The organism is Oscillospiraceae bacterium NTUH-002-81 (assembly GCA_032620915.1).
Taxonomy (GTDB): Bacteria; Bacillota; Clostridia; order Lachnospirales; family Lachnospiraceae; genus JAGTTR01.
On record CP136052.1, the window covers coordinates 30,001 to 45,352 of the forward strand.

The following is a 15,352-nucleotide window of genomic DNA, read 5'->3' on the forward strand; positions in this document are numbered from 1 at the left end:
GCCGGCCAGAGAGGGTGAAAGCCCCGTAATCGAAATCAGGAAGGAGCGAGCAGGATCCGAAGTACCGCGAGACACGTGGAACCTTGCAGGGAAGTCGGGGGGACCACCCCCCAAGGCTAAATACTACTTAGTGACCGATAGCGCATAGTACTGTGAAGGAAAGGTGAAAAGGACCCCGGGAGGGGAGTGAAAGAGAACCTGAAACCCTGTGTTTACAAACTGTGGAACCGCTTTACATGCGGAACCGCGTACTTTTTGTAGAACGGTCCGGCGAGTTACATGATCTGGCAAGGTTAAGCACTTAAGGTGTGGAGCCGAAGGGATACCAAGTCTTAATAGGGCGTCAAGTCAGATCAAGTAGACCCGAAACCGGGTGATCTATCCATGTCCAGGCTGAAGTTGCCGTAAAAGGCAATGGAGGGCCGAACCCACATCCGTTGAAAAGGGTGGGGATGAGGTGTGGATAGGGGAGAAATTCCAATCGAACCCGGAGATAGCTGGTTCTCCTCGAAATAGCTTTAGGGCTAGCCTCATACAAGTCTTGCGGAGGTAGAGCACTGAATTTCCTAGGGGGCGTCAAAGCTTACCGAAGAATATCAAACTCCGAATGCCGTAAAGATGGTGTATGGGAGTCAGACTGCACGAGATAAGTTGGGTAGTCAAAAGGGAAAGAGCCCAGACCTCCAGCTAAGGTCCCAAAGTGCGTGTTAAGTGGAAAAGGATGTGGGATTTCAAAGACAACCAGGATGTTGGCTTAGAAGCAGCCATACATTAAAAGAGTGCGTAATAGCTCACTGGTCGAGAGGTCCTGCGCCGAAAATGTCCGGGGCTAAAACACGACACCGAAGCTGAGGAATGATACTTTTAGTATGATTGGTAGAGGAGCATTGCATGCGAGACGAAGCAGTACCGTAAGGAGCTGTGGATTGCATGGAAGAGAGAATGCCGGAATGAGTAGCGAGAAGAAGGTGAGAATCCTTCTGGCCGAATATCTAAGGTTTCCAGAGTAAAGCTGATCTGCTCTGGGTAAGTCGGGGCCTAAGGCGAGGTCGAAAGACGTAGTCGATGGATAACAGGTTGAAATTCCTGTACCTCATAATAACAGAACTGTGGGGACGCAGAAAGAGAGCACGAGCCGGGGATGGAAGAACCGGTACAAGCGAGGTGGGAGGTTTGTTGGCAAATCCGCAAACCAATCCGAAGGCGTGATGTGGACCGAAATCTAGTAGGGAAGCGTGTGAGCTGGCTGCCAAGAAAAGCCGCTATTGTTTATTATGAGCCCGTACCGTAAACCGACACAGGTGGATGAGGAGAGAATCCTAAGGCCGACGGGAGAAGCATTGTTAAGGAACTCGGCAAAATGACCCCGTAACTTCGGGAGAAGGGGTGCCTCTGTAACAGGAGGCCGCAGAGAATTGGCCCAAGCAACTGTTTAGCAAAAACACAGGTCTATGCAAAACCGCAAGGTGAAGTATATGGGCTGACGCCTGCCCGGTGCTGGAAGGTTAAGGGGAGGGCTTAGCGTAAGCGAAGGTCCGAACTTAAGCCCCAGTAAACGGCGGCCGTAACTATAACGGTCCTAAGGTAGCGAAATTCCTTGTCGGGTAAGTTCCGACCCGCACGAAAGGCGTAATGATTTGGGCACTGTCTCAACAATGGACCCGGTGAAATTGAAGTACCAGTGAAGATGCTGGTTACCTGCGCCAGGACGGAAAGACCCCATGGAGCTTTACTCTAGCTTGATACTGGGATTCGGTATTGCATGTACAGGATAGGTGGGAGGCTATGAAAGAAGGACGCCAGTCTTTCTGGAGCCGCTGTTGGGATACCACCCTTGTGGTACTGGGTTTCTAACCTGCCGCCATGAACTGGCGGAGGGACAATGTCAGGTGGGGAGTTTGACTGGGGCGGTCGCCTCCGAAAGGGTATCGGAGGCGCTCAAAGGTTCCCTCAGAATGGTTGGAAACCATTCGTAGAGTGCAAAGGCAGAAGGGAGCTTGACTGTGACACCGACGGGTGGAGCAGGTACGAAAGTAGGACTTAGTGATCCGGTGGTATAAAGTGGGATTGCCATCGCTCAACGGATAAAAGCTACCCTGGGGATAACAGGCTTATCACTCCCAAGAGTTCACATCGACGGAGTGGTTTGGCACCTCGATGTCGGCTCATCGCATCCTGGGGCTGTAGTAGGTCCCAAGGGTTGGGCTGTTCGCCCATTAAAGCGGTACGCGAGCTGGGTTCAGAACGTCGTGAGACAGTTCGGTCCCTATCCGGCGTGGGCGTAGGATATTTGAGAGGAGCTGTCCTTAGTACGAGAGGACCGGGATGGACTGACCTCTGGTGCATCGGTTGTTCCACCAGGAGCATGGCCGAGTAGCCAAGTCGGGACGGGATAAACGCTGAAGGCATCTAAGCGTGAAGCCCCCCTCAAGATGAGATATCCCAGCGAAAGCTGTAAGACCCCTTGAAGACGACAAGGTAGATAGGGCAGAGGTGGAAGTGCGGTAACGCATGCAGCTGACTGTCACTAATAGGTCGAGGGCTTGACCAAAGAACTTGGAGAGCGGCATGGAGTAGCTGGAGGCGGAGAAGAATGTTTACATTCTGAGACGCTGACAGATGGGACATGACATTCGCGAAGCGAAAGGCAGCGAGAAGAAGCGAAGCGGATTCGAGCTGACCGCCGCGGAGTGTTCAAAGAGTGCGTTGGTCGTTCGAGTGAATGAAGATGAGTTCGAACTTCCGACAGTGGTTCAGGAAAACAAACAATTCGGATGTAATACAATATGTGGTTTTGAAGGTACATTTCCTTTATACGGCCCAGTGGCTCAGTTGGTTAGAGCGTCGCCCTGTCACGGCGAAGGTCGTCGGTTCGAGTCCGATCTGGGTCGTTTGTTTTTATAAGCTACAATTTATCAGCGCGGGATCTTAGCTCAGCTGGGAGAGCATCTGCCTTACAAGCAGAGGGTCATAGGTTCGAGCCCTATAGGTCCCATTTAGAGGTAATCGCCTCGAATGCCGATGTGGCTCAATTGGCAGAGCAGCTGATTTGTAATCAGCAGGTTATCGGTTCGAGTCCGATCATCGGCTTATAAAAATATGGATGGATTCCCGAGTGGCCAAAGGGGACAGACTGTAAATCTGCTGCAAATTGCTTCGGTGGTTCGAATCCACCTCCATCCATTTTCAGACAAATGTCTGAGAATAACCATATACCGTCGCGGGGTGGAGCAGTCTGGAAGCTCGTCGGGCTCATAACCCGAAGGTCGTAGGTTCAAATCCTGCCCCCGCAATTTTTAGCTGTAGCACAGCGTAACATGCCCAGATAGCTCAGTTGGTAGAGCAGAGGACTGAAAATCCTCGTGTCGCTGGTTCGATTCCGGCTCTGGGCATTTGGTTGTATCAATCAACCGTGGGATATTAGCTCAGTTGGTAGAGCACTTGACTTTTAATCAAGTTGTCCGGGGTTCGAATCCCCGATGTCTCATTTTTTGAAATTGTGGAAGTACTGAGAAATTAGTACTTCCATTTTTTATAAGATCATATGAGATTGATTGAAGCTTGCTATTTATCAAAATATTAAGTATAGTATTATCTATCGGGAATGAAGTGCTCCCTTGGCATCCATAATACCAGAACCGCTTATAAAGCTGATGACTTCTGCGATCAAATCACGCAGATAGTATCAGCTTTTTCTGCGTATAAAGGAGGATTTTATGTTAACTTCTGGCATGTGGGGGATATTCTGCCAACCGTAAAATGGTGCAGGAATATAATACGAGTGGAAAATGGGCAGATCTTAGCTGTGTTCCCACGACAAACCGGACGTCCTGTGCGCAGGGAGAAGGAATCCGTCTGGCAGAACAGGCAGGAGCCGGGGAGTGAGAGATATGGATCAGATTCAGCTGCTGTATCTTGGCAACATGAAAAATGGAAATATGACGAAATATCCGCCGCGGTGTGTATGTGCCACACCGGAAACAATTTTTGTGAATCAAAACGGGGACCGTTTTGTGAGAGAGGATGGACGAAGAGATGATATCTGTGCAGCAATTCTGAGACAGCCCGGGCGGCGATATTATGTAATCGAGTCTGCAGATGGAGCACATTATACAGATATTACAAGTCCAAAATGGCGCTCCGGAGATGGCTTTGACAGAAAATATTTGGAAGAAAATGGATACATTCAGGTAGCGGATACACTGACAGAACTGGCTGAAAAAATTGGGATTTCTCCGGAACATCTGCTCCAAAGTGTGAACAGTTATCATGCATGGAAAAAGGCAAAGATGCGGAATTTGGAAGAGTGGCATTTGGATGCAGGCTGAAACATGGGCCGTATACGGCAACGCCACGTCAGGTTAGCATTCACTATACAATGGGCGGCGTGACGATTGATTCGGATGCGCATGTATTGGACAAGGAAGGCCGCATTATTCCAGGGCTTTATGCAGCCGGTGAGATTACAGGAGGGATACATGGCAGTAACCGGCTGGGTGGCAATGCAATTACAGATATTATCGTATTTGGGTTACAGGCCGCGAAAAGTATGGTAAAAGATACGATTGGCTGATGATTTAAAAAAATTATTGGCGTGTATGGGCCACAGTGTAAAGCCCACCGAGAGTGCAATCGGTGGACTTTAGTTTACCGTATAGATCATTTTGTAGAGGTCATCAGCCGTCGTTTCCTGAGAAATGATTTCGTCGACGATTTCCCCGTCCTTAAGAATGAGGATTCGTTCACACATGTTGATTACTTCCAAAACATTGGACGAGAAGAGAATAATTGCTTTTTTGCTCAGAAGTAAATTGTTTATGATGTTATAAATCTGTACTTTTCCTATATTGTCGATGCTGACAGATGGTTCATCCAGCAGAAGCAGTTGAGCACCTGACATGATAGAACGAGAGAAAGCAATTTTTTTCTGTGTGCCATTACTGAGATGTTTTACTTGTTCACTTTTACTAAGTTCCATTTCCAGATTGTCTTGAAGGTTAATAGAAATCAAGGTTTCTTTTGTAGAAGAAATTACAAATGGCAGGAAACGATGAGAACTCTGTCTGTAATTACCTAGTAAAATATTATCAGATAGGTTCATGTCAGGAACCAGGTTATTATTATCTACCGTGTTGGAAATCAGAGCTATTCCATGGCGGCGGGCATCAGATTTGTTACGAATCTTCACAGTTCGGTGGTTGATACGGGTTGTACCCGATGTGTTGTGTAAATGTCCGGCAATTACTTTGGCAAGCGTGCTTTTCCCGGAACCTGATGCACCAATGATTCCGATAATTTCTCCTTCATGAATTTCCAAAGAGATATTTTTCAGAGCATTTCCATAAGATAATTGACTGCACTGATAGATGATATCTCCTTTTGTTAGATGCATTTTGGGAAAAAGAACACGGTTTTTCATAACATCCGTTAAATAGGTGTTTTCATCTTTTGTGTGATACTTCGATGAAAGGTAGCCATCTTGGATGATTTGAATGGAATCGCAAACTTGGGTCAGTTGTATAATGTTTTGAGATGCAATTAGAATTGCAAAACCTTCGGAGGACAATTGTTTCAATAGTCGGATAAATTCCTGCTGTTCTTTTCGATCCATTTCTGAAAGACAATCATCAATCAGAAGAACTTTTGCAGAGCGTACAACCGCACGCATAATGAGAATAATATAACGTTCTGCAACTGTGAGCGTTTGTAATTTGGCATTTAAATCGATGGAACACTGATAATGCTGCAAATGTTTATTTGCTTCTTTTTCCAAAGCCTTTTGATGATACCAAGGAGTATAAAAGGCTTTTGGCTGAAAAGAACCGAGATAAATATTATCGCCTGCGGACATATTGAAAGCGAGCTGTTCATCTCCCAGGATTGCTGAAATACCAAGAAATGTTCCCTTTTGACAGCTTATTGAGGAATAAGGCACATTTTCAATATAGAAAATTCCGGTATCTACGCTGACGATTCCGGAGAGTACTTTGATTAAAGTGGTTTTTGCAGAGGCATTAACACCCCAAATTCCCAGTATTTCTCCTTGGGTGAGATCCACGGATACATCATTTAAAATGTAATGCTGGTTGTATTGTTTGTTTAAGCCTACAGCTCGAAAAAATAGAATCGTTTGTTGTCATAACAGCCTCTGTAAATAATAAAACCGGAGAAAATCAGTGAATGGATTCTAAATCGTAGGAAGAATATACACGAATGGAATTATTAATGAAATATTCAATATATTCTTCCGGAAGATTTCCGCTGGACACAACTAAATCGACTTGATCCAGTGGAGCTAACTGGAAGAGTGCATTTTTATCAAAAGCATCTTCATTGACACATATAATTTTTTGACTTGTATTGGACAGAACCGTTTTATAAATTGCACACCTATCAGAATTACGCATAAGAAAACCACGCGTTTTATTGATAACATCCACGCCAATGATTGTTTTATCATAGACCAGCTTGGATAAATAAGCAGTTACATCGTTGCCGGAAGTATAACTGCAGGAGTCTTCTTTGGTAAGAATTCCACCGGGAATAATTGTTTGAATGTGAGGATAATCGGCCAGTATTACAGCGGCAAGCATGTTGTTGGTTACCACGGTCAGCTGGTGCTTTTCCGAAAGAAGCGGGGCAATGGATGTCCCAAAAACATCTGAACCAAGATAAATGACATCGCCATCATTTACCAGGGAAGCTGCAATTTTACTAATATTTTCAGTATAGCGAGAGCCTGTATTAATGGAAAAACCTGTAGGTGAAGCGGCATCTTTTAAAACAGCGCCCCCATGGGTACGAATCAGAAATCCGATACTTTCTAGATATTCAAGATCCTTTCGAATCGTAACTTCTGAAACTCCGAACTGTGTACTGAGTCTTGAAACATTAATTTGCCGATTTTCCATTAATAATTCTTGAATGGCTTTTCTACGGTCTTTTGTAAACATTTTCTGCCTCTTTCTTACTAATCTCTATCGTCGTTATTATATCACACATTAAAAATAATGGCAAAAAAGTTTTGAAAAAAAGTGTTTGATTTGTCATAATTCACAAAAAATTAACAAAAATATTGTGAAAAGAAACACTAGAAGTTTTGAAACGAAAGGTGTATTGTTGTTATATGAAGTACATAAACGAGAAGAAGGGAGGAGATGTGAAGTGGCAGAAAAGTTTCTTGAAATGAAGTCGATATGCAAATCATTCGGAACAACCCAGATCTTATTCAATATTGATTTTGATATTGAATGTGGAGAAGTTCATGCACTGGTTGGTGAGAACGGAGCCGGTAAGTCAACCTTGATCAAGGTACTTGCAGGGGTACATAAACCGGAAAGTGGACAGATATATATAAATGGGCAGGAAGCAAAGATAGAGTCTCCAAAGAATGCGTTTGATTATGGAATCAGTACAATTCATCAGGAATTTAATTTGGTCGAGGAATTGGATGTTGCAGCAAATATTTTTCTTGGCAGAGAACCTTATACGATGAAGGGAATTATTGATAAAAAGAAAACATATGAAGTAACACAGCAGTTACTTGATCGAATTTCGGCTACAATCAGTCCTAAAGATATTGTAAAAAATTTGAGTGTTGCTGAAAAACAAATGGTTGAGATTTGCAAGGCACTTTCAATAGAATCTAAACTTTTAATTATGGATGAGCCTTCTGCAGTATTATCACAAAAGGAAATTGTTAAGCTATTTGAAATTATTAAATCGCTGCAGAATCAAGGAATTTCTATCATTTATATTTCTCATCGTCTGGATGAACTTCCGGTTATCGCTAATCGATGTAGTGTTATGAGAGACGGACATATGGTTGGACAATTGAATAAAGAAGAACTTCAGAAAAATCGAATTACAACAATGATGATTGGCCGAGAATTAAAAAATCAATTTCCAGCTGTTGACAAGAACATTACAGACGTTGTTTTGAAAGTGGAAGATTTGAATGAAGAAGGTGTTTTGAAGGATATTTCTTTTGAGGTTAGAGCAGGAGAGATTCTAGGGTTTTCCGGTCTGGTGGGATCTGGAAGAACGGAGATTATGAGAGCGATCTTGGGTGTGGATAAGAAGACGAGTGGTAAGATCTATTTAAATAATCAGGAAATTGAATTCAAATCGACGATAGATGCGAAAAGAAAAGGCGTTGTCATGGTTCCGGAGGAAAGAAAACTTCATGGTTTGGTTCTGACTATGTCTGTGGAGGATAATATTGGCCTTCCGTATTATAACACCATGAGTAAAGCCGGAGTACTGCGTTTCCGGCAGATGGAAAAACAGACAGACAATCTGATTGAGGATTTTAATATCAGACCAAATCGGAAGGATATTCTAACCGGAAACATGAGTGGAGGAAACCAGCAAAAGGTAGTAATTGCCAAATGGTCATATCAGCCGCAGAAGGTTTTAATACTGGATGAGCCGACAAGAGGTGTTGATGTAGGAGCAAAAGCGGAAATTTATCGAATCATACAGAATATTGCAAAACAAGGAGTGGAAATTATTATGATCTCTTCTGACTTGCCGGAAATTCTAGGTATTAGTGATCGTATTCTTGTAATGCGGGAAGGAAAAATCTCCGGTGAAATTACGAATAAGGAGATGTTTACGGAAGAAGAAGTTATGAAATACGCATTCTAAAAGGGGTTAATACAATGGATAAATTTAAAAAATTTAAAAATTCATTTTCTGTAGGCGGGGCGTTGATAGGGCTTATTGTTTTGTTTATTGTATTTTCAATTTTGTCACCTGCTTTTTTAAAACTTTACAACATTACAAATATTTTAAGACAGAGTTCTATCAATCTAATTCTTACGGTCGGAATGACCTTTATTATTCTTACAGGCGGTATTGATTTGGCAGTCGGTGGTATTCAGGCCTTAGTAGGAACATTGGTGGCAGGAATGCTGGTAAATGGTTTGGGTTTGGTTCCAGCGTTCATTTTAGGACTCCTTGTAGGGGCCGTATTTGGAGCGTTGGCGGGAGCACTGGTTGCGTATGGAAAAGTCCCGGCATTTATTACTACCATGGCTACCTGTATGATAGCAAGAGCAATTGCATTCCTGTATAGCGGTGGTTATCCAATTACTGGTTTGCCAAGTTCATTTTCTTATATTGGGACAGGCATGGTTGGAGGCATTCCGGTGCCAGTTATCATCGCAGTTATTGTTGTTATATTTGGATTCTTTATTTTAAAGAAAACGATTCTTGGCAGATATATTTATGCAATTGGAGGAAATGAGCAGGCGGTTGCATTCTCTGGGGAGAATGTTAAAGCGCGTAAGGTAATCATTTACACATTATCGGGGGTACTTACAGCAATTGCGGGGTGTATTTTGATTGCTCGAATGAATTCCGGACAGCCGAGTGCAGCAGATGGAGCTGAGACGGATATTATTGCTGCTGTGGTTATTGGCGGAACAAGTTTGAGTGGAGGAACCGGTGGATTATTTGGATCTGTGATAGGGTGTTTACTGATTACGGTTTTAAGAAATGGATTGACCCTTCTTGATGTTAATACTTATATTCAGAGTATTATTCTTGGAAGTGTTATTCTGGGAGCTGTTTTGCTTGATATGAAGAAAAAAGATAAATAAAGGGGAAAAGGGATTTTCACTGCGCAGTGATTTCTATAAAAACTAAAAATAATGTATATTTGGGAGGTTTTCACTATGAAGAAAAAAATGATGGCTCTTGTTCTTGCTGTAGTTATGAGTGCTTCAGCAACAGCGTGTGGTTCTTCGACAGGCACAACAGAAACAAAGGGAGAAAAAACAGAAGATGCAGCTTCTGAAGAGGGAACTGTAGTTGTGGCACAGGCAATGCCTACTTTAAACAATCCCTGGTATGTACAGTTTGCAAATGGATCTAAAGATATGGCTGAGAAACTGGGAATTAAGTTTTCTCAGGTTACAAACCCGGGTGATTCTGAATGGGATCCGGAAGCACAGATTGGTATAATTGAGAATTTAATTGCAACAGAACCAGATGTTATTGAGATTGACCCGACTTCCACAGATGGTATTAATACAGCCATTGAAGAGGCAGCAACTATGGGAATTACGGTTGTAACCTCCGGATCCAGAACATCTTCTGAACATGTATCCTGCTCCATTACAGCCGATAATTATCAAGGTGGCGTATCTTGCGGAAAAAGAGATGGTAAAACTTTTGAATGGTGCTGGGAAGATTATTGTTTTGGATGCGACACCTGGAAGAGATGTTATGGATGCACGTGTAAAAGGTTTTAAAGATGGAATTGCTGATTCTCAAATTGAAATCGTTGCAGAGCAGTGTGGTAATTCCACAAGAGAAGAAGCATTGACGGTTATGGAGAATTTATTACAGGCAAATCCGGATATTGATGCTGTATGGGCTGCAAATGATGAGATGGCACTTGGTGCAGTTGAGGCACTCAGAAGTGTTGGTAAGGTCGGCCAGGTAATTGTCGGCGGATTTGATGCAACTGAAGATGCTACGAATTCTATTCAGGCAGGAGAAATGACATATACAATTGATCAGATTCCTTATGAAGAAGGTGTTCGTGCAATTGCGATTTCTTTTATGCTTGCCAAAGGTCTTGATATTCCGGATGAAGATATCGAGCTTCCGATGACAGAAGCTTCCGTTGTTGACCCTAATACAGTTGACGCATTTGTAAATGATAAAGATTCTATTAATGCTGAAACGCTTGACAGTGTTATTGAAGCGTATGGATTAACAGACTATGTAAAATAGTATCCCCCTAATAAAGAATAATACGGGCAGAGGCTAGGATAATACAGCTTCTGCCTGTATTATCCCATCCTGATGAGCGAGGTATGAATATGAAAATAGCAAAGGAAAATATCCCGGTTTTTAGTTTAGAAGACTTTATGAAGTCTATCACATATCCGCCGGAAGGTATGACCACAAATCTTGCAAGAAAGCAAGTGACTGCAGATGGCATACAGCAGAATAATATTCTGGACAGAGAAATGGAAATCTTAAAGCGTGCACTGGAACTTCTTCCTATAGGCATCGGAGATGAAGATGTGATTGCCGGAAATTATGGATCACAGTTTGCCAGTCCGGAATTAATTAGTCAAATCGCACAAGCAGATGCAGATGAATATAATAATAGTGAAGAATATAAGATTTACAGTGAGGATGAGTATATGATTAGTGGAAGATATTTACTGTTTGGCATTTATACTCCTTCACATATATGTTTAGATTACGAAACCATTATTTCTAAGGGATTGAAAGCATATGAAAAAAGAATTGATGATCGTTTAATGCGCCCAATAGATTTTTATGGCAGGAATTATTTGCTGGCGATGAAAAAAGGTATCCGCATTTCGCAGAGTTATGCGATGCGGTTCCATAATCTTGCCGTTAAGAAATTGGAAACTTGTCAGGATGAGAAGCAAAGAACTAATTTGAAGCGTATGATTCACGCTCTTGGACGTGTGCCCTATGAACCTGCGGAAGATCTGTTTGAAGCATTACAGTCGATCTTTCTCATACATACAATTGTGCCAACTGCAGAACGCTCCTGGGCATCAGTTTCTTTTGGGAGAACTGATCAATACTTGCTTCCGTATTATGAAAAATGGATTGCAGATGGAAATACCCGTGAAGATGCTAAATTTTTGCTGATGGAATTTTTTAAGACATTTGATAAGTACGGAGATGGTTCATGTGCCATGAACTTAGGACCGGAATATAATGAGATGACAAAGTTGCTTCTGGAAGTGGAAAAGTCTGTTCGATTGCGGGCACCTATTATTGCTACAAGAATGAAATCTGATTCAGATGATTTTTACGATGATTTGGTTAATAGGACGCTGTTTGAAATTGGACAACCAACATTTTACAGTGAACCTTCTTGTAAAGCAGCAATGACCTACCGTGGTATGCTGAATGAGCAGGATTATTCTATCAATAGCTGCATGGGTGAAGTGATTGTAGGAAAAGAACTTGCAGACATGTGGGGATGCTGCGTTAATATGAATCTTGCCTTGGAACTTTCGGTAAATAAAGGAAAACCTTTCAGTGGAGAACTTCCGGAATCTCTGAATATTTATTTTAAAGATGTGATTCCGATGGAACCTACCAGTATGGAGATAATCAAGGCGCAATACTATCGTTATACACAGTGTATTGTAAGATATGTGACTGATTTGAATAAAAAACGCTCTGCGTGGGTTGCCTGGAACAGACCGAATCCGGTTCTATCTATGCTATTGGATGACTGTATTGAATATGGCCGAGATCGTGCACACGCATCTATCCACTCCATGGGAATGGAGGCGAAAGAGTGGTTAAAGATTCCGGATGAACAATTTGAGGCTGTTCGATCTGGAAGGGGAGTAAAATATCATAATGTAACTGTTCTTGCACAGGGGTTTGCCGATGCAGGAGATTCTCTGGAAGTTATCAAAAAGCTGGTATTCGAAGAGAAAAAATACACACTTGAAGACTTGATTCAGGCAACGATTTATAATTTTGAAGGTTCTAAGAGAAATTTAGAGATTTTTAGTGCGGTAAAAAATTGTCCGAAATATGCAGATGGAAGTGATGATGCAGATGACATGGCTGCATTTGTTCTGAATGCGTTAGCAGATGCAGCAGAAAATTGTTATCATGGAAATGTCAGATATTTGCCTACCTGCCACACAATTGATTCCAATGTTCAGTTTGGTCGTTGTGTTTATGCAAACCTTGATGGAAGAAAAGACGGGGAAGCCTTTGGTAAAAATGCAGGTCCTGTTATGCAGGTAATTAAGAATACACCTACCGATTTGATGACAAGTGCACTTCATTTGCCGCAGTATCGATTCAGTGGAGGTGTGCCGATAGATATATACATACCGGCAAATATTCTTGATGATGAAGAGGGAAGAGCAAAAGTGAAGGGGCTGCTGAAGGTATATCTTGAAAATGGTGGCATGCAGGTTCAGGTAAATAGTGTAAGTCTTGATCTTTTGAAAAAAGCCTATGAGAATCCGGAAGAATACCCAAATGTTATTGTCAGAAAGGGTGGCTTTAGCATTTACTTTACAGATATGTTAAAAGAAGTTCAGAAGGATATGATTGAGCGATTTGAAAAGGAAATTAGTTAATGGGACTTTTAATTTTTGATGTGCAGAGATTTTGCGTGCAGGATGGACCGGGAATCCGAACCACGGTATTTCTGAAAGGATGTGGTCTGCAATGTCGTTGGTGTCATAATCCGGAATCCCTGGATATGAAAAAAATACTTCTTTACTATAGTGAGAAATGTATACTTTGCGGAATGTGCGCTTCAGTATGTCCGAAGATAGTTCATCAGGTTAATGAAGAAATGCATGCGGTTCAATGGAATAAATGCATTAGATGTGGTCGATGTGCAGAAGTATGCCCGGAAAAAAGCCTGGAAATAGCAGGAGAATGGATAGAAAATCCGGTTTTAACAGAGAAAATATTCAGAGATCGATTATTCTATATGAAAACCGGAGGTGGCGTAACATTCTCTGGAGGTGAGCCACTTCTTCAGGCAAAAAATCTTCTTCCGGTTATAAGGGCCTGTAAAGAACAACAGATTCATGTGGCGATTGAAACAGCTTCTTATGTGACATGGGAGAATATGGAAAACCTGCTTCCTTATGTAGATTTGTGGATTTGTGATATCAAAGCAATCTCGGCCTCCTTATTTAAAGAGGGTTGTGGTCAGAATATTGATGTTATATGTGAAAATTTGAAACGATTGTCTGCTTGTCAGGGAGCTAAGATGTGGATCCGTGTTCCGCTTATAACGAACTTTAATGATACCAAAGAAGAATTGGGAAAAATAAGGAAATTTATTGATAGCCTGGGGAACTCTGTAGAACGGGTGGAAATTCTTCCTTATCACGATATTGGAAAGACAAAATACTATGCAATGGGTAAATCTTATGAATTAGAAGAACTTCCTATTCCCACCGAAGAGATGATATTGTTAGCGGAACAATGTTTGCGTGCAAAACGAAGAATATAAATAATATGGAAGCATTGGAAGGAGTCTTTCAAAAGATTACTTCTGATGCTTTCTTTTTTAACAGCTTGCGTTTTTTCGATGCCAAGAACAAACTTTGCATAAGTGTTTGAAGTGATATATATTTTAGCCGAAGGATTTTAAATATCATTATTAAATTAGACATTATTCCTGAAAAAATTGACAAAGTTCCGAAATGTGCATATTCCGCAAGAACTGCGCATCCGTTCCAGAGGAACGGAGCGCCATTCCGCTTTAAACTGAGCAAAGCTCAGCACGTTTATTAGTTACCATTATTTACTCTGCGATCCCTACCAGGAAATTCAAGACGATATGCCTTGTATGTCATTCGGCTTAAGCAGGCATCTGCATAGGTGGAATCCCCAAAAAGTTGATACCATCCGGATACTGGAATCTGAGAGATAATAATAGTTGCCTTGCGGCAGTCTCTGGACTCGATGATTTCAAACAGGTCGCGGCCTTTTTCGATGTCCAGATCCATTAAACCGAAATCATCTATCACCATGAGATCATAAGCTACCATTTCATTCGAATACTCAAAGTAAGTACCTTCCTGTCTGGCATGATCGGATTCCTTTAAAAGTGTGTTCGCACGTATATATTTAACAGTACGATTCTGATGCATTGCTGTGATACATAAGGCGCAGGCAATGTGCGTTTTCCCAGCACCGGCCCCTCCGGTCATCAGCAGGTTATTCGGCTCATTGATCCAATCACACTTGGCCAGAAGTTCTATGACGTGTGTATTCAGCTGACGTTCTGGATCATAGATTGAACGGTCAAGATCAGCTGCAGGATATTTCAGGGATGCTTTTGGGGATTGAATGTGGTATGGCTGTATGAGGGGAAATATCTTTCGTTTCCACAGCGGGGTTTTCCTGTGGCTGCTCTTCGGTTTTATCCGTAGATTCTGCTGTATCCTCTTTCAAGAGCTGGTTGCGTTTCCTCGTTTCCAATCGTTTGACATTGATCTCTTCCCGCTGTGCTTTTTGATAGGCCATGACAGCATCTGCGGATGTCTGAAAGTAATCCAAGTGGGTGATTTCATAATTTTTATCCGTGTTTAAATGATGAAGGACTGTTTGTGGATAAGGCTTCCGCTTAATGTTGTAGTTTCCAGGAATCCGCATGATATGACTTGGATTGCGGCAGGCGATATCTCCGTGAAAATAAGTAAGCAGATAGCCGGTGTAGGTTTTTCGCATCTCGGATTGTGTTGGATCAAAAAGATCCAGCTCATGGATCATGTAATATAGGTGGAGACCGTGTCCGCTGGCAACAACCCAGTTGGGTAAGAGATGATCCGGCAGGCGGTAGGTGTTTGTG

General features: G+C 42.2%; 12 protein-coding genes, 7 tRNA genes, 1 rRNA gene and 1 riboswitch (1 of these 21 cut by a window edge). Of the genes, 16 read left to right on the forward strand and 4 right to left on the reverse strand.

Annotated features, from left to right (window positions below):
• From RJD28_00155 to RJD28_00200, 10 genes are all read left to right on the forward strand, one after another.
• Positions 1-2,551: ribosomal RNA gene (locus RJD28_00155) — 23S ribosomal RNA — on the forward strand; it begins 344 nt to the left of the window's first position.
• A 266-nt stretch (positions 2,552-2,817) separates the two neighbouring features.
• Positions 2,818-2,891 (forward strand) — tRNA-Asp (locus RJD28_00160).
• Positions 2,892-2,922: 31 nt separating this feature from the next.
• A tRNA-Val gene (locus RJD28_00165) sits at positions 2,923-2,995 on the forward strand.
• Positions 2,996-3,017: 22 nt separating this feature from the next.
• Positions 3,018-3,090, forward strand: a tRNA-Thr gene (locus tag RJD28_00170).
• 11 nt (positions 3,091-3,101) lie between these two features.
• A tRNA-Tyr gene (locus RJD28_00175) sits at positions 3,102-3,183 on the forward strand.
• A 36-nt stretch (positions 3,184-3,219) separates the two neighbouring features.
• Positions 3,220-3,293 (forward strand) — tRNA-Met (locus tag RJD28_00180).
• A gap of 26 nt (positions 3,294-3,319) precedes the next feature.
• Positions 3,320-3,392 (forward strand) — tRNA-Phe (locus RJD28_00185).
• 22 nt (positions 3,393-3,414) lie between these two features.
• Positions 3,415-3,487, forward strand: a tRNA-Lys gene (locus RJD28_00190).
• A gap of 104 nt (positions 3,488-3,591) precedes the next feature.
• Positions 3,592-3,670, forward strand: a riboswitch (Fluoride riboswitch).
• Positions 3,671-3,890: 220 nt separating this feature from the next.
• Positions 3,891-4,328, forward strand: a complete 438-nt coding sequence (locus RJD28_00195; GenBank protein ID WNV58035.1) for a hypothetical protein — start codon at positions 3,891-3,893, stop codon at positions 4,326-4,328.
• 50 nt (positions 4,329-4,378) lie between these two features.
• A complete protein-coding gene (locus RJD28_00200) occupies positions 4,379-4,573 on the forward strand; it encodes an FAD-binding protein (GenBank protein WNV58036.1) in 195 nt (64 codons plus the stop codon).
• Positions 4,574-4,642: 69 nt separating this feature from the next.
• Here the strand turns inward: RJD28_00200 and RJD28_00205 are convergent, their stop codons facing one another.
• A complete protein-coding gene (locus RJD28_00205; protein ID WNV58037.1) occupies positions 4,643-6,058 on the reverse strand; it encodes an ATP-binding cassette domain-containing protein in 1,416 nt (471 codons plus the stop codon).
• A gap of 115 nt (positions 6,059-6,173) precedes the next feature.
• On the reverse strand, positions 6,174-6,953 hold the full coding sequence (locus RJD28_00210; protein WNV58038.1) for a DeoR/GlpR family DNA-binding transcription regulator: 780 nt from the start codon (positions 6,951-6,953) through the stop codon (positions 6,174-6,176).
• Positions 6,954-7,164: 211 nt separating this feature from the next.
• Here RJD28_00210 and RJD28_00215 point away from each other — a divergent pair, with 211 nt between their 5' ends.
• The 6 genes from RJD28_00215 (at position 7,165) to RJD28_00240 (ending at position 14,008) form a co-directional block, all read left to right on the forward strand.
• A complete protein-coding gene (locus RJD28_00215; protein ID WNV58039.1) occupies positions 7,165-8,649 on the forward strand; it encodes a sugar ABC transporter ATP-binding protein in 1,485 nt (494 codons plus the stop codon).
• 14 nt (positions 8,650-8,663) lie between these two features.
• Positions 8,664-9,605 carry a ribose ABC transporter permease gene (locus RJD28_00220; protein WNV58040.1) on the forward strand — a complete coding sequence of 314 codons (942 nt, stop codon included), beginning with the start codon at positions 8,664-8,666 and terminating at the stop codon, positions 9,603-9,605.
• Between the two features lie 75 nt (positions 9,606-9,680).
• Positions 9,681-10,259 (forward strand): sugar ABC transporter substrate-binding protein, encoded by a 579-nt coding sequence (locus tag RJD28_00225; protein ID WNV58041.1) that lies wholly within the window; start codon positions 9,681-9,683, stop codon positions 10,257-10,259.
• Positions 10,168-10,746, forward strand: a complete 579-nt coding sequence (locus RJD28_00230) for a sugar ABC transporter substrate-binding protein (protein WNV59525.1) — start codon at positions 10,168-10,170, stop codon at positions 10,744-10,746. Before RJD28_00225 ends, RJD28_00230 begins: the two co-directional genes overlap by 92 nt.
• Positions 10,747-10,835: 89 nt before the next feature.
• Positions 10,836-13,115 (forward strand): DUF3029 family protein, encoded by a 2,280-nt coding sequence (locus RJD28_00235; GenBank protein WNV58042.1) that lies wholly within the window; start codon positions 10,836-10,838, stop codon positions 13,113-13,115.
• On the forward strand, positions 13,115-14,008 hold the full coding sequence (locus tag RJD28_00240) for a glycyl-radical enzyme activating protein (GenBank protein WNV58043.1): 894 nt from the start codon (positions 13,115-13,117) through the stop codon (positions 14,006-14,008). The genes RJD28_00235 and RJD28_00240 overlap by 1 nt, the downstream gene beginning before the upstream one ends.
• Positions 14,009-14,288: 280 nt before the next feature.
• On the opposite strand, the gene RJD28_00245 is transcribed toward RJD28_00240, so the two are convergent.
• The gene (locus tag RJD28_00245) at positions 14,289-14,927 is read right to left on the reverse strand and encodes an ATP-binding protein (GenBank protein WNV59526.1); all 639 of its coding nucleotides are present in this window, start codon (positions 14,925-14,927) and stop codon (positions 14,289-14,291) included.
• On the reverse strand, positions 14,812-15,273 hold the full coding sequence (locus RJD28_00250; GenBank protein WNV58044.1) for a hypothetical protein: 462 nt from the start codon (positions 15,271-15,273) through the stop codon (positions 14,812-14,814). Before RJD28_00250 ends, RJD28_00245 begins: the two co-directional genes overlap by 116 nt.
• Positions 15,274-15,352 lie beyond the last annotated feature (79 nt).

Bases quoted from the DNA above. Each gene is read 5' to 3' on its own strand.
- RJD28_00195 (WNV58035.1), top strand. From the start codon at position 3,891: ATGGATCAGATTCAGCTGCTGTATCTTGGCAACATGAAAAATGGAAAT.
- RJD28_00200 (WNV58036.1), top strand. From the start codon at position 4,379: ATGGGCGGCGTGACGATTGATTCGGATGCGCATGTATTGGACAAGGAA.
- RJD28_00210 (WNV58038.1), bottom strand. From the start codon at position 6,953: ATGTTTACAAAAGACCGTAGAAAAGCCATTCAAGAATTATTAATGGAA.
- RJD28_00220 (WNV58040.1), top strand. From the start codon at position 8,664: ATGGATAAATTTAAAAAATTTAAAAATTCATTTTCTGTAGGCGGGGCG.
- RJD28_00225 (WNV58041.1), top strand. From the start codon at position 9,681: ATGAAGAAAAAAATGATGGCTCTTGTTCTTGCTGTAGTTATGAGTGCT.
- RJD28_00230 (WNV59525.1), top strand. From the start codon at position 10,168: ATGGTAAAACTTTTGAATGGTGCTGGGAAGATTATTGTTTTGGATGCG.
- RJD28_00235 (WNV58042.1), top strand. From the start codon at position 10,836: ATGAAAATAGCAAAGGAAAATATCCCGGTTTTTAGTTTAGAAGACTTT.
- RJD28_00240 (WNV58043.1), top strand. From the start codon at position 13,115: ATGGGACTTTTAATTTTTGATGTGCAGAGATTTTGCGTGCAGGATGGA.
- RJD28_00250 (WNV58044.1), bottom strand. From the start codon at position 15,273: ATGATCCATGAGCTGGATCTTTTTGATCCAACACAATCCGAGATGCGA.